General features: G+C 47.8%; 16 protein-coding genes and 1 tRNA gene. 5 read left to right on the top strand and 12 right to left on the bottom strand.

The window, feature by feature from the left end; all coding sequences use genetic code 11:
* Window positions 1–78 precede the first annotated feature (78 nt).
* The 3 genes from LEPBO_RS37615 to LEPBO_RS0119545 form a co-directional block, all read right to left on the bottom strand.
* On the bottom strand, window positions 79–819 hold the full coding sequence (locus LEPBO_RS37615) for a tetratricopeptide repeat protein (RefSeq protein WP_017289260.1): 741 nt from the start codon (window positions 817–819) through the stop codon (window positions 79–81).
* A 5-nt stretch (window positions 820–824) separates the two neighbouring features.
* Entirely contained in the window at window positions 825–2,120 is a 1,296-nt protein-coding gene (locus LEPBO_RS0119550; RefSeq protein ID WP_017289259.1) for a hypothetical protein, read from the bottom strand.
* A gap of 81 nt (window positions 2,121–2,201) precedes the next feature.
* Window positions 2,202–3,836: an alpha-D-glucose phosphate-specific phosphoglucomutase gene (locus LEPBO_RS0119545; RefSeq protein ID WP_017289258.1), complete on the bottom strand. Its 1,635-nt coding sequence runs from the start codon at window positions 3,834–3,836 to the stop codon at window positions 2,202–2,204.
* Window positions 3,837–4,043: 207 nt separating this feature from the next.
* Between LEPBO_RS0119545 and LEPBO_RS0119540 the strand changes: the two genes are divergently transcribed.
* The 3 genes from LEPBO_RS0119540 to LEPBO_RS0119530 all read left to right on the top strand — a co-directional run bounded on the left by LEPBO_RS0119540 (window position 4,044) and on the right by LEPBO_RS0119530 (window position 9,902).
* Window positions 4,044–6,569: a glycogen/starch/alpha-glucan phosphorylase gene (locus tag LEPBO_RS0119540; protein WP_017289257.1), complete on the top strand. Its 2,526-nt coding sequence runs from the start codon at window positions 4,044–4,046 to the stop codon at window positions 6,567–6,569.
* 17 nt (window positions 6,570–6,586) lie between these two features.
* On the top strand, window positions 6,587–7,225 hold the full coding sequence (locus LEPBO_RS0119535; protein WP_017289256.1) for a histidine phosphatase family protein: 639 nt from the start codon (window positions 6,587–6,589) through the stop codon (window positions 7,223–7,225).
* A gap of 121 nt (window positions 7,226–7,346) precedes the next feature.
* A complete protein-coding gene (locus tag LEPBO_RS0119530) occupies window positions 7,347–9,902 on the top strand; it encodes a M1 family metallopeptidase (protein ID WP_017289255.1) in 2,556 nt (851 codons plus the stop codon).
* Window positions 9,903–10,160: 258 nt separating this feature from the next.
* Here the strand turns inward: LEPBO_RS0119530 and LEPBO_RS0119525 are convergent, their stop codons facing one another.
* Window positions 10,161–10,745: a DUF2339 domain-containing protein gene (locus LEPBO_RS0119525; RefSeq protein ID WP_017289254.1), complete on the bottom strand. Its 585-nt coding sequence runs from the start codon at window positions 10,743–10,745 to the stop codon at window positions 10,161–10,163.
* A 488-nt stretch (window positions 10,746–11,233) separates the two neighbouring features.
* On the opposite strand from LEPBO_RS0119525, the gene LEPBO_RS0119520 reads away from it, so the two are divergent.
* Window positions 11,234–13,087, top strand: coding sequence for an iron uptake porin (locus LEPBO_RS0119520; RefSeq protein WP_017289253.1), 1,854 nt, complete (start codon window positions 11,234–11,236; stop codon window positions 13,085–13,087).
* A gap of 221 nt (window positions 13,088–13,308) precedes the next feature.
* Here LEPBO_RS0119520 and LEPBO_RS0119515 read toward each other — a convergent pair whose 3' ends face one another.
* The 8 genes from LEPBO_RS0119515 to ndhL all read right to left on the bottom strand — a co-directional run bounded on the left by LEPBO_RS0119515 (window position 13,309) and on the right by ndhL (window position 22,849).
* Entirely contained in the window at window positions 13,309–14,787 is a 1,479-nt protein-coding gene (locus LEPBO_RS0119515; protein WP_017289252.1) for an alpha-amylase, read from the bottom strand.
* A 199-nt stretch (window positions 14,788–14,986) separates the two neighbouring features.
* Window positions 14,987–16,153, bottom strand: a complete 1,167-nt coding sequence (locus LEPBO_RS37610) for a polysaccharide biosynthesis tyrosine autokinase (protein ID WP_051077809.1) — start codon at window positions 16,151–16,153, stop codon at window positions 14,987–14,989.
* A 183-nt stretch (window positions 16,154–16,336) separates the two neighbouring features.
* The gene (locus LEPBO_RS37605; protein WP_081614758.1) at window positions 16,337–17,536 is read right to left on the bottom strand and encodes an IS110 family transposase; all 1,200 of its coding nucleotides are present in this window, start codon (window positions 17,534–17,536) and stop codon (window positions 16,337–16,339) included.
* 238 nt (window positions 17,537–17,774) lie between these two features.
* Complete coding sequence (locus LEPBO_RS0119500) at window positions 17,775–18,803, bottom strand: GumC family protein (RefSeq protein ID WP_026148770.1); 1,029 nt, start codon at window positions 18,801–18,803, stop codon at window positions 17,775–17,777.
* Between the two features lie 76 nt (window positions 18,804–18,879).
* Window positions 18,880–21,078 carry an SLBB domain-containing protein gene (locus LEPBO_RS41835; protein WP_017289250.1) on the bottom strand — a complete coding sequence of 733 codons (2,199 nt, stop codon included), beginning with the start codon at window positions 21,076–21,078 and terminating at the stop codon, window positions 18,880–18,882.
* A 397-nt stretch (window positions 21,079–21,475) separates the two neighbouring features.
* The gene (gene trpA, locus LEPBO_RS0119485; RefSeq protein ID WP_017289248.1) at window positions 21,476–22,276 is read right to left on the bottom strand and encodes a tryptophan synthase subunit alpha; all 801 of its coding nucleotides are present in this window, start codon (window positions 22,274–22,276) and stop codon (window positions 21,476–21,478) included.
* Between the two features lie 56 nt (window positions 22,277–22,332).
* Complete coding sequence (locus tag LEPBO_RS0119480) at window positions 22,333–22,635, bottom strand: DUF3007 family protein (RefSeq protein ID WP_017289247.1); 303 nt, start codon at window positions 22,633–22,635, stop codon at window positions 22,333–22,335.
* A gap of 1 nt (window position 22,636) precedes the next feature.
* Window positions 22,637–22,849, bottom strand: a complete 213-nt coding sequence (ndhL, locus tag LEPBO_RS0119475) for an NAD(P)H-quinone oxidoreductase subunit L (RefSeq protein WP_017289246.1) — start codon at window positions 22,847–22,849, stop codon at window positions 22,637–22,639.
* Window positions 22,850–23,027: 178 nt separating this feature from the next.
* On the opposite strand from ndhL, the gene LEPBO_RS0119470 reads away from it, so the two are divergent.
* Window positions 23,028–23,110 (top strand) — tRNA-Leu (locus tag LEPBO_RS0119470).
* The last annotated feature ends 171 nt before the right edge of the window (window positions 23,111–23,281 follow it).

Below are 23,281 nucleotides of genomic sequence, written 5' to 3'. Positions count from 1 at the left end.
CGGTTTCCGTTCCGATTTGGCAAACGGGTATACATTTCCCTGTTATCGAGGCTTAGCCCTTCCTGTGACAGATTCCACCTAGACCTGTTTAAACGAGCCGCTTGCTTGACGCGACATCTCCTCATTTGCGTCTTCTGAAAACGCGGATTTTCCGTCTAGTTCGTTCAGCAATGCTTGAGCAGTGGCGATCTGTTCTGCACTGAATCCAGCTTCGGCAAGGAATTTTAGGAAAGCACGATCGCGATACCGAGCATCCATATTCATTGCTTGCAGATAAATTTGCTTGGCGGAAGTGCGATCGCCTTGACCTTGATATGCAATCGCTAAAGCAACCCAAGGATGCGGATTATTCGGCTCTAATTCAGCGGCGCGCTTTGCAGATTCGATCGCCCAGTCGTACATTGCGAGCCGTTCGTAAGACAGGCTGAGATTGTAGAACGGAATTTCGTTGTTCGGATCGAGCATGGTTGCCCAAGTATGGGCTGCCACAGCTTGAGTCAAATCGCCATTCACCAAGTAAGCAATGCCGAGCGCATTAAAGGTTTCAATGTTGAATGGATTGTAGAGAATCGCACTTTGCAGCATGTCGATCGCTTCTGTGCGCCGATTGGCAAGATGCAATGTCCAACCGAGTCCAATTCGACCCGCGAGATTTTTTTGATCGAGTTCGACTGCTTTTTGAAAAGACTCGATCGCTTGCGGAAATTGTTCTTGAGTCCGGTACTGAATGCCTCGCTGTCGATAATCTGCCGCAGACTGTGCCCAGGTAGCGGGCGCAGTGAGAACTACGGCAATCAGACTGAGTAAGAAAATACGCATAGAGTTTAACGCGCGATCGCGGCTTCGATTTGAGCAGGAATTGACCGACTGTCTGTGGGCAATTCTGCCACGATTAAGTACCCGGTTGGTTTTGCTCCCAATAAATTCAGTAACCGTGGGACATCGCTGGTTTTGAGTCGTCCTTGCTCGTCGTAGAGTTCAAGTGCAGAAAGACACCCAATCGCAGGATTCCAGCCTGCGCTGTCAGGATAGCGCTGATTGTTGGTAAAGAATCCTGGATCTTCACCGCTGCCATGAATTCTAAATTCACTGCGTCCCGCCAGTCCAGCCCAGTAGCTTCCTTGAATCGGAAAATAGTTGCGCCAACTTGGAGGAAGGAGTGCGTTGTAGCCTGGAAGTTTTCCAGCCAAGGTTCCTTTGCGTCCGGGAATAAATTCTCTGACTCCTGGTTCAAACGGTGCGAATAGTTTCACTAACGGGAAAAAACCATAAGCACGAAAGAAATCAGTATCAGGTTGGGGAATCGTTCCTTCAATACGATAAATTCCTTGTGGAGTATACCCGCGTGAAAAGTTCCAAGAAAGATTGTGCAGCGATCGCGTTAACAAAGGAATCGACCACAATCGACCATTTTCTCGGACAAATTGCCCGCGTCTGTCTTTGAGAAACGCTGAACAGAGTTGAGCGCGATCGCGACTACAAAACACATAAAGCTGCTGCTGATTTGGTGCGATCGACCAGTTGAGTAAATCTCTAACGGGAGGAGTTCGATCCGGTGCTGCTAAATCCTGAAATGTTGTGTAGAGACTGACATTCTCAGACCAGCGGGGAAAGCGTTGGGCAATTTGATTGATCCATTGTTGCTGCTCTTGAACCGTTGCGCCGCCTTTGACTAATGCGGAGAGAGAAAGGGCAACCCAGCGAGGATTTGAACTTTGCGCGATCGTTTGAGTGAATCGTTCTCTTAAAGTCGAAGTGGGATTGGTTGAGTAGAGTTGAGTTCCAACCTGGAGCGCCATTTCGACGATGCGAGTTTGGGGAGGAGTGAGTTTTTGCGAGGTAAGGGTGAGAATTTGAGCGATCGTGTCTTGCACATACGCATCTTGAGGTTCGATCACCGCCGTTGCCCAAAGCAGTTGCCGCCAGCGTCTTTCAGTTTGAGCGTTGATGGGATTGCGAGTGAGATCGTAGGCAGCAGGCGAAATCAAATTGAGTTGGTCTTGGCGCTGCCGGATTCGGGCTTCGGCAGTAGCGAGGGGAACCGTTTGGCTTTGAGCCGGGAGAGCATTGCCAAGGAAGAGGGCAAAAGCAGCGATAAAAAGCGAATTGCGAGGATTCATAGACCAGTTTGTAGAATACACCCACCGAATAGAGTCCGGTGGGCAATTTGAGCAATCTGGGCAATGGATTTGACGCACCTATCAGGTAATCACGGTCGGTTTGTCCATGCCCGTTAACGATTTAATCTGAGCAATTGTATCCGCGATCGCAATTAATTCACCCAATGCGACTTGAGGATCATCATTGTGTTTCGTCGGATCAGCCTCATACCGTTCCACATACAGTCGCAAAGTGGCTCCTTGTGTTCCCGTGCCCGATAGTCTGAACACAATCCGCGACCCATCTGTAAAGCCAATCCGCACACCTTGTTTCTGGCTGACACTGCCATCGATCGGGTCGGTATAGCTAAAGTCGTCACTGTATTCGACTTCGTAACTGCCGAATTTCTGACCTTTGAGCGTCGGCAATTTGTCGCGCAGTTGAGTGATCAGCGTGTTTGCTCGATCGCTGTCGATCGCTTCATAATCATGCCGCGAATAGTAATTTCGTCCGTAAGTCTGCCAATGCTCTTTCATCAGTTCTTCAACTGATTTTCCGGTCACTGCCAGAATGTTCAACCAGAACAAGACCGCCCACAGCCCATCTTTCTCGCGAATATGATTTGATCCGGTTCCAAAGCTCTCTTCACCGCACAGGGTTGCCTTGCCCGCATCGAGCAGATTGCCGAAGAATTTCCAACCGGTCGGAGTTTCATAGCAATCAATTCCAAGCTTCGCAGCAACACGATCGGGTGCTTGAGAAGTCGGCATCGATCGTGCAATTCCCGCCAGTCCGTTGCGATATCCGGGAACTAACGTTGCATTCGCTGCCAGGACAGCCAAACTATCACTGGGAGTCACAAAGAAATTGCGACCGAGAATCATATTACGATCGCCATCGCCATCCGATGCGGCTCCAAAATCCGGTGCGTTCTCACCAAACATGACTTCGACTAAATCATGTGCATAGACCAAATTTGGATCAGGGTGTCCACCGCCAAAATCTTCCAGCGGAACGCCATTTTGAACCGTTCCTTTTGGTGCGCCTAAGCGTTGTTCAAAAATCGCATGAGCATACGATCCGGTCACGGCATGAAGTGAATCCATGCACATACGGAACTTGCCCGTTGTGAACAATTGACGAATTCGATCGAAATCAAACAGCGATTCCATCAATGCAGCGTAATCAATCACCGAGTCAATCACTTCAACAGTCATTCCTTCCAAGGTTGAAGTGCCGAGAATATCAAGATTGATGTCTGGGGCATCGACGATTTTGTATTCGGTGATTGTCTTACTGCGATCGTAAATTGCGTCCGTGACTTTTTCCGGTGCAGGGCCGCCATTGTCGATGTTGTATTTGATGCCAAAATCGCCATCAGGACCACCCGGATTGTGGCTGGCGGATAAAATAATGCCACCAAACGCGTTGTATTTGCGAATCACAGCCGAGGTCGCAGGCGTTGAAAGAATTCCGCCTTGACCAACTTTCACCCGACCAAACCCATTCGCCGCCGCCATTTTCAAAATAATTTGCGTCGCCTGACGATTGTAAAATCGACCATCACCGCCGACAACTAAAGTCTGTCCTTTGAAATCACCAATGCTATCGAAAATCGCTTGGACAAAATTCTCTAAATAGTGGGGCTGTTGAAAGACTGAAACGAGTTTCCGTAAACCTGATGTTCCAGGCTTTTGATCGGAAAACGGTTGCGTTGCTACGGTTTTACAGGTCATTCCAGAACTTCCTTCCTTTTTTCGCTGGCATGTCTGATTGTGCATCAATTCTGCACCAACACAAAACTATCCGGAGGTAGCCACTCTCTTCAGCCGGATGATGAGCGAAATTTCAGCGATCGACGCTCCGCATTTTTCACAATTATTTATTAATCTGAGGTGATTTTTCTTGCTACCTTATCAGCACATCCGTTCTGCGGTCATGTTATGCAAACTGAAGATATTCAAATCAGAATTGAAGACGATCGGACTGGCTTAGAGATTGAAACCCTAAAACGTGCGATTTTAGATAACCTCTTCTATATTCAAGGCAAGTTTCCTGAGATTGCCACACTGAATGATTACTACATGGCACTGGCATATACGGTGCGCGATCGCTTAATTCACCGTTGGCTAATTAGTTCTCAGACTTATACAAAAGTTCAGCCTCGCGAAGTGTGCTATCTCTCGGCTGAGTTTCTCATGGGACCGCATTTAGGCAACAACTTGATTAATCTGGGAATCTACGATCGCATGCGGCAAGCGGTTCAAGAACTCGGATTGAATTTTGAGGCATTGCTCGAACAAGAAGAAGAACCAGGACTCGGCAATGGCGGTTTAGGACGGCTCGCAGCGTGCTATCTCGATTCGATGGCGACGTTGGATATTCCGTCGGTTGGGTATGGCATTCGCTATGAATTTGGCATTTTTGATCAAGATATTCACGACGGATGGCAAGTTGAAATTACAGATAAATGGCTAAAAAATGGCAATCCTTGGGAAATTGCCCGCCCAGAATGGGCATTCGAGGTCAAATTTGGGGGACGAACCGAGCGTTACACCGATGAAAAAGGGCGGAGTCGGGTGAAATGGATTCCCGATCGTATGGTGCAAGGTGTGCCTTACGATACGCCGATTCTAGGCTATGAAACGAGTAGTACGAATACCTTGCGGCTTTGGTCAGCCCAAGCAGTCGAGTCATTTGATTTCAGAGCCTTTAATGCAGGCGATTACTATGGGGCAGTTGGTAACAAAGTCTTTTCTGAAAATCTCTCGAAGGTTCTTTATCCGAATGATGAGCAGATCCAGGGTAAGCAGTTGCGCTTAGAGCAGCAGTATTTCTTTGTGTCCTGTTCGCTGCAAGATATGATTCGGACACATTGCGATCGCCGAGGATTACCGATCTCGATATTCCACGAGAAATTTACGGTGCAACTGAATGATACGCATCCCGCGATCGCAGTTGCAGAATTAATGCGGTTGCTGCTCGATGAACATGGTATCGAGTGGGATCAAGCGTGGCACATTACGCAAAGTACAATGGCGTATACGAATCACACGCTGTTACCCGAAGCGTTGGAGCGTTGGGCAGTTGGATTGTTTGGGTCTTTACTGCCTCGGCATTTGGAAATTATTTATGAGATTAACGGGCGATTTCTCAATGAAGTGCGATTGAGATATCCGAAAGATGACGAGCGCATTCGGCGCATGTCGATCATTGATGAAAGTGGCGATCGCTATGTGAGAATGGCGAATTTAGCAACATTGGGCAGTTATTCGATCAATGGAGTTGCTGAACTGCATACTCAATTGCTCAAGCAAGATGTCTTGCACGATTTTGCTGAGATGTATCCAGAGCGCTTCAACAATAAAACCAACGGGGTAACACCGCGCCGATTTATGGTGCTGAGTAATCCGAGATTAACAAAACTGATTACTAGTAAAATCGGCGATCACTGGATTAGAAATCTACAAGAACTCCGCCAACTCGAATCCTTTGTCGAAGATCTAGAATTTAGAAGTGAATGGAGACAGATCAAGCTAGCGATCAAACGAGATCTCGCAAACTATATTCAAGAACAAAATGGAATTGAAGTGAATGTTGACTCAATCTTTGACATTCAAGCGAAGCGATTTCATGAATACAAGCGTCAGCACTTGAATGTATTGCACATTATCACGCTTTATAATCGTCTCAAAGCGAATCCTAATCTAGACATTACGCCCCGCACCTTTATCTTTGGTGGCAAAGCTGCACCTGGCTATCAGATGGCGAAATTAATCATTAAATTGATTAATTCGGTTGCAGATGTCGTGAATTCTGATCCGGATGTTCGCGATCGCATTAAGGTCGTTTTTCTCAAAGATTACAACGTCAAATTTGCACAGCGCGTTTATCCTGCTGCTGATTTGTCTGAGCAGATTTCAACTGCTGGAAAAGAAGCTTCTGGTACAGGCAACATGAAATTCTCGATGAATGGAGCCTTAACGATCGGAACTCTCGACGGCGCGAACATTGAAATTCGTGAGGAAGTCGGAGCCGAGAATTTCTTTTTGTTTGGGCTAACGGCTTCAAAAGTTTCCCAAATCAAAGCGAAAGGCTACGATCCGATGCAGTACTACATTGCAAATTCAGAATTGAAAGCTGCCATCGATCGCATTAATTCTGGCTTTTTCTCCAAAGGTGATACAGCACTTTTCAAACCGTTAGTCGGTTCATTGATGTATCAAGATCCGTATCTGCTCTTTGCGGATTATCAATCTTATATTGACGTTCAAACGCAAGTGGGCGAGGCTTATCGCGATCAAGACCACTGGACGCGCATGTCCATTTTAAATACAGCGCGGATGGGGAAATTTTCCAGCGATCGCTCGATTCGCGAATATGTGAAAGAAGTCTGGAAGATCGACCCACTGAAGATCTGTCCTCCGAATGAACCCTGTTCGATTCATTGTCCTGATACTTTGATGTAAAAGTTATTCTCTGAATCATGGCATTAACGCTCTACTTCATCCGCCACGGCGAAACGATCTATAGTCGCACTGGCGGATTCTGCGGTTCGCTCGATCCCGACCTCACTCCTGAAGGACTCGAAATGGCAGAAGCCTTTGCCGCAGCCTATTCTCATCTCGATTGGACAGCCGCCTATGTCAGCCCGATGAAACGCACGATCGCGACTGCAAAGCCGCTCTGTGACGTAGTTGGACTAGAAATGCAATTACGAGACGGATTAAAAGAACTTCAATTTGGTGAATGGGAAGGCAAAACTCAAGACGAGGTTCGGAAAAATGATTCAGAGAACTATATAGACTGGATGACAGAACCCGCCTGGAATCCTCCCCCTGGCGGAGAAACAGCAGTCCAGATTGATAGCCGATCAGAACTCGTCATTTCTGAAATTACCGCAACTCATAAATCAGGCAATGTCTTAGTTGTCTCACATAAATCCACGTTGCGGATTGTGCTGTGTGGCTTGCTCGGCATTGATTTAGGGCGATATCGCGATCGCATCGACATGCCTGCGGCTTCTGTCAGTGTGGTGGAATTCGGCAAATATGGACCGCAATTGAAACGACTGGGCGATCGCTCTTTTATGAGTGAAAGTTTACGATCGCGCCCAGGAACATGAATAAGCAAGCATAAAACGATGCTTGCTCATTTCCTTTCATTCAAAAGTTTAATCATGTCCAAGGGTTCGCAATGCCAAACTGTGGCTAAACTTGAAAATCGTAGGCTTCAGAACCCACATTATGCTGCACGAACTCATGCACGATACAGACAATAATGGATACAAATCCTTCGAGCTACCCGGCGCACGTCCGCACTACAATCCCGATCGCCCTGGACAAGTTGAGCATATTGCGCTCGATTTGATTTTCGACATCCCGAATCAAAGCTATCGAGGCACTTGCAAGATTCGGTTGAACCCAGTTCGCAACCAGATCGATCGATTAACGTTAGATGCAGTCAATCTCAATATTGAAAAGATTACGATCGACAACGTTTCACAGCCGTTTGACTATGACGGAGAGCTATTAAACATTCAGCTAAAACAGCCGACTAAAATTGCAGAAAGAATCGAGTTAGTCATTGCCTACCACGTCGAGAAACCTCAACGCGGTATCTACTTCATTGCCCCAGACGAACATTATCCGAATAAGCCGACTCAAGTTTGGACGCAAGGCGAAGATGAAGATTCGCGGTTTTGGTTTCCCTGCTTTGACTATCCTGGACAGCTTGCTACTTCTGAAATTCGCGTCGAGATTCCAAAACCTTTTATCGCTGTTTCAAACGGTGATCTGATTGCTACTGAAGACAAAGGTGACACCCACATCTTCCATTGGTATCAGCGAGAAATTCATCCGACTTATCTGATGACGTTAGCGATCGGAGATTTTGCCGAACTACGCGATGAATGGAACGGCAAACCTGTCACTTACTATGTCGAGAAAGGACGAGAAGATCAAGCTCGTCTGAGCATGAGTAAAACGCCTCGCATGATTGAGTTTTATAGTCAAAAGTATGGCTACTCTTATGCTTTTCCCAAATATGCTCAAGTCTGCGTTGATGACTTCATTTTTGGAGGGATGGAGAATACATCGACAACGTTACTCACCGATCGCTGTTTACTCGACGAACGTGCCGCGATCGACAATCGCAGTACCGAATCTTTAGTTGCTCACGAGCTTGCGCATCAGTGGTTTGGCGATTTGATCGTGATCAAGCACTGGTCACATGCGTGGATCAAAGAAGGTATGGCTTCTTATGCAGAAGTTATGTGGTTCGAGGAAGAATACGGGCGAGAAGAAGCACTGTATTACTTACTGGGTCAAGCGAGACAGTATTTAGATGAAGACTCCTCGCGCTATCGGCGATCGCTCGTAACTCATGTGTATCGAGAAGCGATCGAGCTTTACGATCGACATATCTATGAAAAAGGGTCGTGTGTCTATCACATGATTCGAGCAGAACTTGGTGATGAACTGTTTTACAGCGCGATCGCAACTTTTCTCAAAGACAATGCTCATCGAACCGTAGAAACGATCGATTTACTCAGAGCGATCGAGAAAACAACCGGGCGCAATCTTACCTTCTTGTTTGATCAATATGTCTATCGCGGTGGACATCCCGATTTCAAACTTGGCTACAGCTATGACGCAGATAGCAACCTAGCAAAGATTACGGTGACTCAAACTCAACCCGACTTATTTGATCTGAGAATCCCGATCGCGCTACGCTACATCGACGGTGACTCGAAACTCTTGAAAGTTCGAGTGCATGAAAAAGAGCAAAGCTTTTACTTCCCCTGCGATCGCAAGCCTGATTTCATTAGCTTTGATGTCGATAACTATCACCTTAAAACGGTGACGTTAGAGTATCCGCTACCCGAACTCAAAGCACAATTGCAGCATGACCCTGATCCTGTTTCCAGAATTTATGCCGCACAAGCGATCGCGAAAAAAGGCGGACTCGAAGCAGTCAAAGCACTTTCTGAGGCTTTGCAAAACGATCCATTCTGGGGAGTTCGTGCTGAAGTCGCAGAAAGCCTAGCCACGATCAAACTCGATCAAGCCGTTGAAGCTGTGCTTGCTGGATTGAGCGATCCTGAAGCACGAGTGAGAAAATCGATCGTCACAAGCCTCGCTCAAATTGCAACGCCGGAAAGCTACAAAGCACTCGCTACAATCGTTGAAAAAGGCGATGCGAGTTACTACACCGAAGCTGCCGCACTTCGGAGTTTCGGGAAAGTAGCTGCTTCGGGGCTGAGTGATTCTTCAGAAGCAGACACGTTAAGCTTGATCGACTCCGTTCTCAAGCAGCGTCAAGGTTGGAATGAAATTGTTCGAGCAGGCGCGATCGGAGCACTGAGCCAACTCAAAACGTCTGAATCTGCCCTGAATCTCATTCTGGACTACACGCAACCCGGCGTACCTCAACCTCTGCGTCTTGCTGCAATTCGAGCACTTGGCGCAATCTCAACCGGACAAGACAAGCTCAACTTAGAGCGCATTCTCGATCGACTGAAAGTTCTCTCGCGTGAGACATTCTTCCTAACTCAAGTCGCGGTTGCAGTCGCCTTAGGACAAATGGAAACAACAAAAGCGATCGCAGTTCTGCAATCGCTTGCGGATCAAACCCCTGATGGTCGCGTTCGCCGCATTGCCGAAGAATCCATTCAAACGGTGCAAAAAAATGCAGGTTCTGACAAAGCTCTCAAACAGCTTCGAGAAGAACTCGATCAACTCAAGCAAGAAAACCAGGATCTCAAGAGTCGCCTAGAAAATCTAGAAGCCAAGGCAAAGTAGCAACATCAGAAAAGCCCGAGAAGGGCTTTTCTAATTTCGATCGAGTTGATTTCTAAATCCCGAGAAAGTCCTAACTTGCTAGAACTTGACTAACGTGAATTCGGAATAAGGGATTTCGCTCTTGTGCCGATGCGAATTCCATTCGCCAGTCGCCCAAACGTTAACCCGAACTGACGTTGACTACGTTTAACGCCCCAACTCTCTAGATCGTCATAGACTGACTCGGAACTCCAACATCGATATAAAGATGTGAAGTGCTTAATAGGACACCCCCCGGTACTTGCGCATCGGAGGTTGTTGCGGAGAAGGCACGTCAGATGCAGATGAATCCGGAACTTCAATCACCGGAGAAGCATAGGGGACTCCTCGATACTTGCGCATCGGAGGTTGTTGCGGAGAAGGCACGTCGGTTGCGGGTGACTCCGGAACCTCGAGTGTCGATGGCTCTACCGGAATCGCCTCAGCCTGCTCCAACTCTGCCAACTCAGGTTGCACCACTTGTGTCGCTTGATCGGGATCGAGAATACTCGTCTCGGTCACTGGCAGTATGCTAACCGTGTCTTGCGGTGGCTGATTGAGCGAGATCACTTCGGTAACATGTGCTGCCATTGGAGCAGGGGAAGGCTTCACTTCTCGCCAGGTCATATAGCCTGTTTCCATCTCAACCACGAGGCAGAAGGTTGTCTCGTCATCTTGCTGCCGCAACTGCTCAATGACACGCTGATAGACACGTTGAGACACATTGAAATCTTCAACAAACGTTCTGCCTTGAAAGAGCAGCCGATTATCTTCTGTCTTGGGCAACGCTTCTAACTCATGTGGACTGAATTGAAATACTTTCATAAGCAGCTACTTACAAGCGATTCAAGGTACTTGTGACCATCCGAAGCTAACACTATCTTCGGTTGTGCTGATGCTGACCCTGGAGCTAGGCTTCCAAAATACGATTGCAAGGCTTAAATTCAATGCCTATTACGATGCTGTATTCGTTAGCGTATCACATGGAAAATGGTATGTATATCGGACTCTTCCCAAGTTTGAGTGAAGGTGGCAACCCATGCAAGTTGAAACCTTAACCCATTCATCACTTGTTCTCGTTGTACTCACCCATAAGCGATGAATTTACATGCTCCCGTCTCCTCCCCACTCCGCAAAATGAATGCCATCAACTAGCATCCGAAACTTAACCCCAAGGAGGGATAGCCGACAGCGCAATTTTGTGTGTGCAAAGCCTGACATCCCCATGCCATATCCGTACGCCACGTTACATATCCGCGAAAGAATGTTTGATACCATACATCCTTGGTGAATTTCATTTGGTGTGAGGAAAAATGGCAAATTCTATTCGACACTGGAAGCTGTGGTTAGCAGCTCCAGTCGCGTTATGTTGGATGCAATCTGCTCAAGCGTCAGAAAAAGTCCAAGTTTCTAATTCAGCGATCGAGGCAGCGAATTTACACGCGATCGTCGATAAAGCAAAATCCGATGTAAAAGATGCAACTCCGGGTTTTGAGCGTGTTCTAAGCGTTTCCGAACTCAATGCGCCTGATACTCAAACTCCGGCTGAGATGGCTCAAGTCACCTCAGTATCTCAGTTGACCGATGTTCGCCCGACCGACTGGGCATTCCAAGCCTTGCAGTCTCTCGTCGAGCGCTACGGCTGTATTGCAGGCTATCCTGACCGAACGTATCGTGGCAATCGCGCGCTAACCCGCTATGAATTTGCAGCAGGTCTAAATGCTTGTCTCGATCGCGTCAACGAACTGATCGCCGCTTCAACTGCTGATCTGGTTAAAAAAGAAGACCTTGACGCACTACAAAAGCTGCAAGAACAATTTGCCGCCGAACTTGCAACCTTACGTGGTCGCGTGGACTCTCTCGAAGCCCGCACCACTACCCTTGAGAAACAGCAATTCTCAACTACGACAAAACTGTTCGGAAACGTCTGGTTCAATATCACAGGTGCAGGTGCAAACCGCGATGTCGTCTTTGAAGGTCCTGCAGGTAGCGGAAACAATACAGAAGGACGATTCTTTGCAACGCGAACGAATGGACAGCCGACTCGGGTTGTCGCTGAAGATCCAGAAATTACAGCAAGTTTCTTAGCTTGGTTAACGTTAGTCACGTCATTTAGCGGGAAAGATCAGTTAGTTACTCAGCTAGCATCCGGTAACGGTCGATCGCCCTACAACCAATACGCTTCAGCAGGCTTTTACAATGCCAGCGGTGTTCCTTTCTTCGATCAAACGGCTGGGACAACCAATGGAGTCAGCGACATCATTATCCGGGACTTGTTCTATAGCTTCCCGCTCAATGATGCAATTAAAGTGACGGTCGGCCCTCGCATCAACTGGTATCGCCACTTTGATGGCAACCGCTTCTTGTCCATCTTTGGCTCTGGAGCAAGCTTTGATACCTCGAATAGTACTCAGTCGAATACAATCGATCGCGGTTCCGGTGCAGTTGTAGAATGGCAACTGAACAGGCAACTCAAGCTTGCGGTGGGCTATCTGGGTGAGAACACCGAATTTCTTCCTTCCCAATTTGGCTTCAATACCTCTAGCTCTCCCAGATTTGGACTCTTTGGCGGCACGAATACTGCATCTGCGGAACTCACCTATTCTCCGAGCAGCAATATTAATTTGAGCCTGCAATATAACTATTCGCGAATTCAAGCCTATGGTGGACAAGTCGGAGGCGCGATCGGTGAACCAATCCCTTATGGCTATCTGGATGCAGGTCCCGGTTTCTCAGAAGGTGGGATCGGAGGCGGTCTGCGCTATGCCACCGCCAGTATGTTCGGCGTGAATTTTGACTGGTTGATTACGCCTGGAATTGGGCTGTTTGGACGCTATAGCTTTGCGAATCTCACCCTGAATCCGATCGATGCCAAAGTGAGAACACAATCGTTCCAAGTTGGAGCAGCTTTCCCAGATTTGGGTAAAAAAGGCGCGCAAGCAACAGTGGCATTTGTGATGCCGATGGACATTACGAGAGGTCGCCAATTCTTCGCTTCTGGGGGTGGAGACGGCGGAACGCAGTATGAGCTAGAAGCCTCATATTTCTACCCACTTTCGGAAAAAATCGCGATCGTGCCGACGTTCTATGCGATTTTCAATCCCAACAACTTTGAAAGCAACCCAACCGTGTTTGTCGGTAATATTCGCACCCAGTTCAGCTTCTAGAAGTCTCTAATGCAATGACTAAAAGCCCCTCAATGAATGAGGGGCTTTTTTTAGCGTAAGCGATTCAAAACATAGCGCTAAGAATATGATTTCTCATTGCTATCAGATAGAGTGTCGATCGCGTGCCAGACCCATACGAGTAGTCCGCTGCATGAGTGGGAAGACCTCAGACTCAGATTGCTCCCTATCTCCCCATCTCCCCATCTGATCAAAATAAACTCCTAGTCTTGCGGAACCCAAACAGAAACCGAACCTCCATTACAGCGGAATTCGCCCCAACCATGCTCGTTTGTTATCACAGGCTCATCGACATGCTCAGTAATATCAATGTAAGTGCGATTGGGTTGTCCCACTTCCATATGCTTACTGCCACCTTCGCCATTACTCAGCAGAACTGCTACGCCACCCGGATACTCTTCATTACCCAAGCGCGTCCAACCGACTAAATTCGGATGATCAAAGTAATCATATTGGTCGCCATAAGCAAACTCTCGCCGCGCTACTAAGAACTTGTCAATCAGCCAGCGATGGCTATCCATCCAAATCTCATACTCATTCCCATCATTGCCTCTATCTTTGTAACAGGCTCCATAGTAATCAGGATAAAAGATACAAGGATAGCCCTGTGCTCTGAGTAAAATTAACGCATATGCTAATGGCTTAAACCAAGATTCGACGGGAGACTCCAGCGACTGTAACGACTGAGAATCATGGTTATCAACTAACGTTACTGCAAGTGCGGGTTGCTGCTGTACCAAAGTATTATCAAAAATTTGGCGCATATCATAACTATCTCCTGCTTGGCTCGCTGCATGGAAGTTATAGTGCAACGGCGCATCAAACAGCGCGACTCGACCATCCGTAACATCTAAGAAGTAGTGCAACGCATCGACTTCAGCAGACCAGTACTCACCAACTGAGAATAAATCTCTTTGAGCATAATGCCGCACATGCTCAAACCATTCTTTGAAAAACCCTGCTTTCACATGCTTCACTGCATCAAAGCGAAACCCATCGACACCCGTTGTGTCGATATACCATTCTCCCCAACGCTTGAGTTCTTCGCGCACCTCAGGATTGTCCATATCCAGGTCACAGCCCATGAGATAGTCGAAGCTACCTTTCTCAAGGTCAACATTCGCATCAAACTGCTTGCCTTTAAGCAGGTAGATTGCATTTTGGTCTGCTTCATCTGCATTGTAATCGATCGCATCAAAGTGCCACCAATGCCATTCCATATCCGAGTACTTGCCATTACGTCCTGGAAAGGTGAAATGTGTCCAAGCTCGAATTGGCTTGTACTCCCCAATCACTTCTCCTCGATTGTCTGGATTGAACGGGGTTGCTTCTACTTCTTCTTCTGCATCTGCACCCATACGATGATTGAATACCACATCAGCATAGACCTGCAATCCCGCATCATGAGCTGCTTTAATTGCTTTTAAGTATTCATCTTTGGTTCCATACTTTGTCCGAACGCTGCCCTTTTGATCAAATTCACCCAGATCATAAAGGTCATACACGCCATACCCAACCTCGTATCCTCCACCCAACCCTTTGTAAGCAGGAGGCAACCAGAGCGACGTAATGCCAGCATTTGCTAGTTCTTCAGCATTCTCGGTCAATTCATTCCAGAAATTTCCATCCGGTGAATTATACCAATGGAAATATTGCATCATCACGCCATTTGGTTCAGACATAGATTTTTTTGTTGAATTGCTTATCATGTCTGCATTCTAGGCTGCGACTCTTCTGAAAGCTATCTATCCCAAGAGAAATTTATTTCGTTAATTCGTAGAGTTGCACTCTACCTAGGGTGAGATCTTTCAATCAAAAAAAGCGCGATCGCTCACTGCGATCGCGCTTTTCTCCCTAAATTTGAACCTTAAACTTTGAACCTTAAACGTCGGAACCTGAACTACTTTGATTTGCGACAATCCCTAACACTGAAATTCGAGCGGTCTGCAAGGTATCTAGCATCTGCCGCAGATCTTCACGATCGGTTTTTCCTAATCTGGTTACGACTAACATACCATCAGTGTGATTTGCGAGCAGACTACTATCTGCAAAGTTCAACAATGGGGGAGCATCAAAAATCACGAGGTCATACATCGCTTTGAAATAGTCATTCAGGCGCTGCATTTTCTGAGAGGACAGCAATCGTGTCGGATCAAGTGGTATTTTTCCACCAACAAGCACCGAGAAATTCGTTGGCTCTACTGCTGCACGATCGACATTGCCTGCCGTTGCCAATGCATTGATCCGCTGTACAACATCTTGAGGATTCAGATTTCTTGCAATCAGTTCTGTTAACCCTTGCTCATTTGAAACTTCTAAGCGATCTGCAATTTGAGGACTCCGCAAATCCGTGTCCACGAGCAAGACTCTTTGACCCATCGCCGCCGCCGCCTGAGCGAGATAAAGTGCCACGGTAGTCTTGCCATCTCCCGCAGTTGGAGAACTGACCACGAGCGATCGCACAGGATGATCAGTATTGAGCAAACAAAGATTCGTGTAGAGCGATCGAAACGATTCTGTAAATTGTGAGTATTGACTGAGATCGTACCTGGGGTGATCGCTCTGCATCGTTTGCAGAATCTGTGGCATTGCCCCACGTCCTAAAGGATTCGTTTCGTGCGGAACTACACCCAAAACTGGCAGTTTCGACAGCCTTTTCACATCAGCCACTGTCCGCAACCGCTTGTCAAAGCGTTCCGACATTAAAGCCGCCGCAACCCCTAACAGCAATCCTGCGATCGCGCCTAAGATCAAATTACGTTCTCGCGATTCCTTGGGACTTGTCGGAAGTTCAGGTGGCGCAATCAGTTGCCAAGGAATTTCTTTCTGTGCTGCCTCAATTTGTAGCGTTTCACGAGTTTGCAGGAGGCGATTTAAACTTTCAGTCGCAACCGTGCGCTCGCGATCGAGATCTGTAAACACGCGTGAGAGCACAGGAACTCGTTGAACTTCTCCATTCCAGTAGGCTTCTGCTTGATTGAGAACCTGCTGTCGTGTTGCTAAGACAGATAACTCGGTTCCTAGCTTTGCTACTTGATTGCCTAACATATTCCCTGAGCTTCTCTAAGTCAAGTAAGAATGTGAAAAAGTGCTTCTACCATCATTGTTAGATTCATTCTAGACATCACAATTCTATCGATTCTCAATCTGATAACTTCAGTAAGTTTAGAATCGAAAATCTAAATTACATTGAGTTTCATTCCTACATTCACACCATGACAAATGTCGCGTTCATGCTTGTGAAAGAATTTGCTGTGCTAAGGGTGACCCTTTTTGGTGCAATGCCAGGAGGTACTTGGCTTCATCATACGGAACTCGGTCTTGCCAGCAACGAAATAGAATCCGAATCCACTTAAACGCCAGTGCTCGAATTGCAGCTTGATGCGTCTTTCCAGCTTGTTTCTGAGCTTGATAGAATGCCTTTGCCCAGAGGGACGCTTTGCGCGATTCATTCGCCCACTCAATGAAGGTTTGGCGTAAGAATCTCGGTGCTCCCCAACGCCAATGTATCCAACACTTTTTCCCACTGCGTTCGGTTACCGGAGCAATGCCTGCATACTGCAACAAGTCTTGGGCAGTTTGATAACGAGTGCGATCTTCTCCAAACGCCAGCAGCAATCGTGGCGCGAGGTTAGTTCCAGCATGAGGGAGCGCCGCAAAGATCGCAGCATCAGGCAGTTGATTGAATTCGCGATCTATTTGGGCTTCAAACTGACGCACCGATGTGAGCAAGCTACGAAGTTGGCTGACCAAGGCTTGCACCATGAGTTGAGACGATTCGACGATCGCCGAATCTTGCGTGAGTGGAATACCGTTGCGTAAACACTCAATTCGACGAGCATTGCAGTCTTTGTAGCGAGAATGATGCTCACAGAAAAACTGCTGCAACTGTTCATCGCTGACTTGCTGCACCGCACTCAAAGTTGACCATTGTGTGAGAAGGTCACAGAACACCATCGTATCGCGATGCTCGAAACAGTCAATCGCTTGAGGAAAGTATCCTTTGAGCACATCGACGAGACGATTGGTCGTGCGTCCAATATCTTCAATCAGCGTGCGTCGCCATTCGACGAGTGCTTGCAGTTTTCTGAGCATTGGGCTGGCAGGTTGCCAAACCGTCAGTTTATCCCGGTGTTTCCGAAGAAGTTCAACCTGCAGTGCTGCATCCGTCGGATCATCCTTTGCACGACTCGGAGTAAAGACTTGACGATACTTAGAGACGGTTTGAGGATTGACGGAATAGAGGACAAGGAACTCGTACTTACACAATGCATAGATCAACGGTCCTCGTTTCTGTTCCAGGCAAACAGCAATCGGTTGTCCTCCATAGCGCACCCGCAATTGCATCGCCCAGGCTTCAATCGCTTCTGGTCGAGCGCCAATCACGCAATGTTCTTGAGTTTGAGCCGCACAATCCATACAAACACACATCGTGCTTTTGGTCTGCCCAATCTAAACCAATCAAAGCCACATAAGGCATGTCAGTCATCTGAGTCCACCTCCGAAGGAATGTGTCATCATGAACTTGGTTTCAATCCCAGTCTTCAGGCGAAAGTATTATGGCAGACATAAAAATCTGTCCCTGAGGATTCGTTCATTGAGGACTAGGAAGCGAGGTCAGTGCGACAATATGTTAGAAGTCATCTGGCTGTCGCCCGTTGCATAGTCGTCACTGACCTTGCCTATTCTCAGGGCAATTCTGATCTCTTCGGTACTGCCCTTGTCTACCCATAACACGCTGAGCTTCTTGACGCAATACGGGTAATAAACTATCTCGCTGCTGGCGAAGTACCCGAATCTCAGCATTATCGTCCTGAAATCGAGTCGATTCAATCGCGAGTTTACTCTCTAACTCACGCAGCTTATCCAGAACTCTTTGATAGGCTGCATCACCTGCTAGGGCGGACATTGCTCCTTCACGCTCTTGCAGGCTATTGTACTGCCGCTGCATTTCGGCAACTTGCTTATCGGTATCGAGTTTTTGCTGAGAAAGTGACTGAATTTGACTACTGACCTGTCCAGCTAAAGACTCTGGCGCAATAAAGTTGTTCTGCTGTCGGAAAGCTTGCAGTTGTCGTTGTAAGCTATCGACTCGTCTGCGCGTCTCTGCAATTTGGCGATCCACGAAAGTAATGCCATAACTCAAATTACTTTCGCGCTCTTTCTGGCTGTACCTTAAATAGCCGTCTGCTACTTTCTCTAAAATAAATTTGGCACGCTCAGGATCTGGACTCACATAAGCCACTTGGATCAGCTTGGTATCCTCTAGGTGCTCGACCCTAAGGTTGGCTATGAGTTCACCATAAGAGATGTCGGGATAACGAGTGTTGATCTGAGCGACGATCGGTTGGAGCAGTTTTGGACTTTGCAACACTTGAACTTGAGTCGCATAGTCGATCCCATCTTTTTCGTTGGTGGTGAGGGGTTCACGAGTCTGCTGAGTTTGCCGATTCACTGGCTCGATCAAGAGTTGAAATCCACTCTCATAAGTCGAAGGCTGATTCCACGTGATTGCCCAAGTTGCTGCGGTGGTTGCTGCCGTCACACCAGCAATCAGAACGAGCCTGCGCAGTAATACGTCAAAAAGCTGTCCGGACTCCTCTCCCACTTCGGAAGATACTGAGTTTTGCAAATACTCAGGGAGTGGCGACTTTTTGCCATTTTGGGAGATCGCTGAGGGGATGGTCTGGTTTTCCATTGAGACACCTAGGGAAAAGTCGGAGGTCGGTTCCAAAAGTCAAGCAAATCTGGCACAGGTGACAGGTGAAGGCAGCTTATAGCCCGAACAAGAAGCGGAAAGGCAAGACTTGGAATACGGGTCTGAGAATGTTTTCGAGCGTATCCCCTGTTTTGGCTGCACCACTACGATCGACAACGAGCACATCGCCATTCTGTAACAGCGGATTGCCTTGCTCATCAATGCCGCGCGATAGATCGATCGAGACGTCACGACGTGTGACGCTGCCATTCGCATTTAAGCGCACTAACTCAACTCGACGGCGATTCGCTTGACGCGTAAATCCACCTGCGGTCAGCAAAGCTTGGTTGAGCGGAGTATTCATGGGCACTTCAATCTGTCCGGGTCGGGTGACTTCACCGACAACCGTAACCTTGACTAAGCCTGCAAAGCTCGCATCTCCGAGTTCTCTTGCCTGTTCAGGATTGATTGCGAGTGCAGTTGGAATGGTGATGGTATCGCCTTGCTGAAGAACAAGATCTTGATTTAAATCGCCGGACTTGAGCAATTGCCACAGGTCAACACTGATTGACTGGGGGGTACCCGTGCGTGTAGTCCGACTGACTTTGACCTCTTTGAGGTTGGCTAACTGCTTGATGCCTCCCGCTTCTCGAATCGCGGCTGAGAGAGTCGGAGTTCTATCTTTTAGAGTGTAAGGTCCCGGACGCAGCACTTCACCTACGATCGCAATACTGACAGGCTGAGTCGAACTGACGCTAAAGTTCGCATCTGCCATCTGAGTTGCTTCTGCTAAATTCACAGTATTGGACGCGGGAATGAACACTGAATCGCCGTCTCGAAGGGTGAGATCTTGACGAATGTTGCCTGTGGTGAAGAGTTCCCACATATCCAAGCGAATTTGCTGGTCGGGACCGGATCGCTGAGGACGACGCACAATCACCTGCCGGGCATTTGCTGATCGATTCATTCCACCCGCTTCTCGAATCAATTTCGTGATTGTGGGAAATTTACCGTCGGTGGCGGTCAAAGAGTAGGTTCCAGGTTTGCTGACTTCACCTGCGATCGCGAGATTTAATGGGCGCGATGCCATTAGGCTGAGATCGACAAGCGGACTTTTGAGCAAACGCGCATATCGAGCCGCGATCGCGCTTTGTGCTTGCCGCAGGGTTAAGCCGCTGACCGAAAGGCTGCCCGCGCGATGCAGCGTGAGTGTTCCATTCACGAGAACCGTATATTCTTTGCTGTACTCCGGGACATTAAAGATTTCAACGCGCACTCGATCGCCTGCACCCAACGTGTAGGAATCGGCGTCGGCGGCATCGGCTGATGCGGTGTTCTGAACGGTTTCAAATGTGAAAGATGGAGAGGTTGTGGGAGGTAGAGGGCTGCTTTGAGCAAGTGCGGGAGGCAAGGGACTGCTTTGAGCAATCGGTGCGATCTCAGCACTGGCAAGTTTCGGCAGCGAAGTCGCGGTTTTGGCAATGAGAGCCTCTGACTCGATAGGATTAGTACGCTGCAACTGACGATGGATATAAGTTGCAGTATCAGCACGGCTCACAATATCGCGAGGGCGGCGCAGAGTCGCAAGAGACTTGGAGCGGTTCGAGGCTTGATTGACGACTGCCCTAAACTGCGCGTCCGTAATCTTCTCATTTGGACGGAATGTGCCATCACTGTATCCCTTCATGATTCCTTGCTGCATCAGGGCTGTAATGTGGGCTTGGGCACGGTGTCCTTGAATGTCTTTTGCAACCTTATTATTTTGAGTATTTTGAGTATTGTTTGCCGCTGTAACTTTCTGAGGAGTAGGTTCTTCGTCTACACCGGAAGCCGCAGCGATTCGCGGTGGTGGGGGAGGCGCTGTGTTCGCGAGATTTAAGGTGGCATCGACGAGTGCATCGATCGGCAGTTGATTAACATCGACAACGCGCAGCCGATTCGGGGTGACACTCACTTGAGGAGGTTGCCGCAGAGTCGGAGTGGCAAAGTTCAGCTGAGGTGCCTCTTTCAGAGAATTTTTGGGTGAGGACGAGGCGGCAGGATTCGGAACGAGGGGCGGGGTTTCAGCAGAAAACAAACTTTCTGGTTGCGAAAGTGCCATGGCGCTGCTGGGCAGTGAAGCAGGCACAGCAGTAGGATTGCGCTTTGACTTGGCATTATTAGGAGTAGCGCTCGGTGTTTTTGCATCAGAACGTGTCAGTTCTTGGGCAACGACTGCTGCGAAAGCCCCTAAAGCAAGGAGCGAAATACGAGTAGGGGTTAATTTCAACTTCATAAGCTCACGGGGTTGAACTTTGCTACACCAACATTGAGGAAATCTAGAGGGAGCCTTCAAAACGATCGCTACCTCCACAGATGCACACGACTACTGATACAGTGATTCTTCGGATAGATCAGGATAAATTTCTACTTGTTATAAAAACCACATAAATAGTTTTCCTGATGCTCCGTGTCTGTACGAGATTGATTTGGGTATATACCCGGTAAATTTGAGGAATAGAGCAGGAAAACCTGGATGATTCGGGAGCCAAAATTACTCAGTTTCAATCAGGGTAAGACAAATCAGCAGGTTCCGTCCGTGAATAAAAACACGGAGATTTCCGTAGAATCCTCCGTGTTTTTATTTATTGATGAACTTGAAATGCGTGAGCACAGCCAGGGGTTGGGGTTGCTCAATCAGGTGTAACTGCTGCCCGTAGCGATCGACAAAATTCCTCAATAGATTTCAATCCTTCTGCAGGCGTTCCTTCCGAAAGTCTTTTCACAAAGGCACTGCCGACGATCGCCGCATCTGATCCCCAATTCATCACCTGTTTGGCTTGTTCGGGCTGAGAAATTCCGAATCCGACTCCGATCGGTTTATCGGTGACTTGCCGCATTTCGGCAATCAGATCTTTGACGCGCGATTCCATTTGTGTTCGCATTCCGGTGACACCTGTGGTACTCACCAGATAAATGAATCCTTGAGACTGCTCGGCGATCGCCATAATGCGTTCCCGTGGACTCGTCGGTGCAACGAGCAAGGTCAATTCAATGCCGTATTCTTTTGCAGGTTTCAAGAGCGTTTCGGCTTCTTCGAGTGGCAAATCGGGGACGACTAGACCTTTTGCTCCAACGTCTGCAATGTCTTTTAAAAATTTCTCAATCCCCCGATTCAGAATCGGGTTGTAATACGTAAACAGAATAATCGGCGCACGCAAGTTCGGAGCAGATTGTTTGACCAGTTGGAGGACATCTTCTAGACGGGTTCCCTGGGCAAGCGATCGCGTTGCGGCAGCTTGAATCACCGGGCCATCTGCCAAGGGATCGGAATAGGGTACGCCCAATTCAATTAAATCGGCTCCGCTGCGATCGAGAATTTCCAGCGCTTTGGCAGTGGTTTCTAAATCCGGATCTCCGGCAGTTAAAAAGGGAATCAACGCACACTGAGCTTGATTCCGAAGCCGCTCAAAGCATTCCGACACTGAAGACATCTCAACCCTCTAGATTTGACAACTTCAGTAGCGTACTGCAAATCTGGGTCGGAATTTCAAGACTTTTCCTGTTCGATTTCGGCTTGAAGTTTTTCTAATTCTTCAGGCGTTAATTCTTCGAGCCGTTTTTGCAGGACGGCTTCTTCATAGTCGCGCAGTTGCTGGTTATAGGTCATATTTTTCGACAGGACGCGGGTGAGATAGCTGATCAGCCATCCGATTAAGCCTCCGACGAGTAAAACCTGACTCCAAATTCCGGCGCTAAATTGATCCAGACCTACGCCCTGAAAAATCAGGTACGCAAGTCCGCCCGCAAGAAATACGCCAAACGTTATCCCGATCGCATCAATCCGCCGCATTCTACGCCTCGATTTGTCGCGCTTTCGGTCTGAAATTCAAAAATGGAGCGAGAACCAGCATTCCTGGGAAGAAAAAGAAGACTAAGAAATACATGAAGCCCCGCTCGATCGAACTGGCAACGTACCATCTCGATTTGAGGTAGAAAAAGATCACTAAGGGCACAACGAGTAGATAAGCGCCACCGAGAGCGAGGTATAGAAGTGCTACGTCCATCTATTTCAACCGAATACTAACGTTTCTATCCTACCGCTTTTCTTCGATCGCGCTTCGTGATCCCCATAGTGAAATATAAAGTGCGATCGTTTTACAAATTTCTATGCTAATTGTGCGATTCTAGTGATATCCTTGGAAAGCTTCCGATTTCGAGTTTGAAATTCAGGACGCAAATCTTGGGGGCGTGGCGGAATGGTAGACGCTACGGACTTAAAATCCGTTGACCGCAAGGTCGTAAGGGTTCAAGTCCCTTCGCCCCCATATTACAATGCTTTATTAAGCTTACCTGAAACCTTTCAATACCAAAGGTTTCAGGTTTTTTTAGATTTTATGGCTGTCACACTTTGATTAGAGAAAAGTCTGTTTCCTAGAGAATAAAGTGCATAACTCTGGCAGGGAATCTAGAGATTACTTAGAGAATTAGAAAACGCC

This window comes from Leptolyngbya boryana PCC 6306, from assembly GCF_000353285.1.
GTDB classification, from domain to species: Bacteria; Cyanobacteriota; Cyanobacteriia; order Leptolyngbyales; family Leptolyngbyaceae; genus Leptolyngbya; species Leptolyngbya boryana.
Note: the sequence above shows the minus strand (reverse complement) of the source record. Positions and strands in the feature narration are given on the sequence as shown.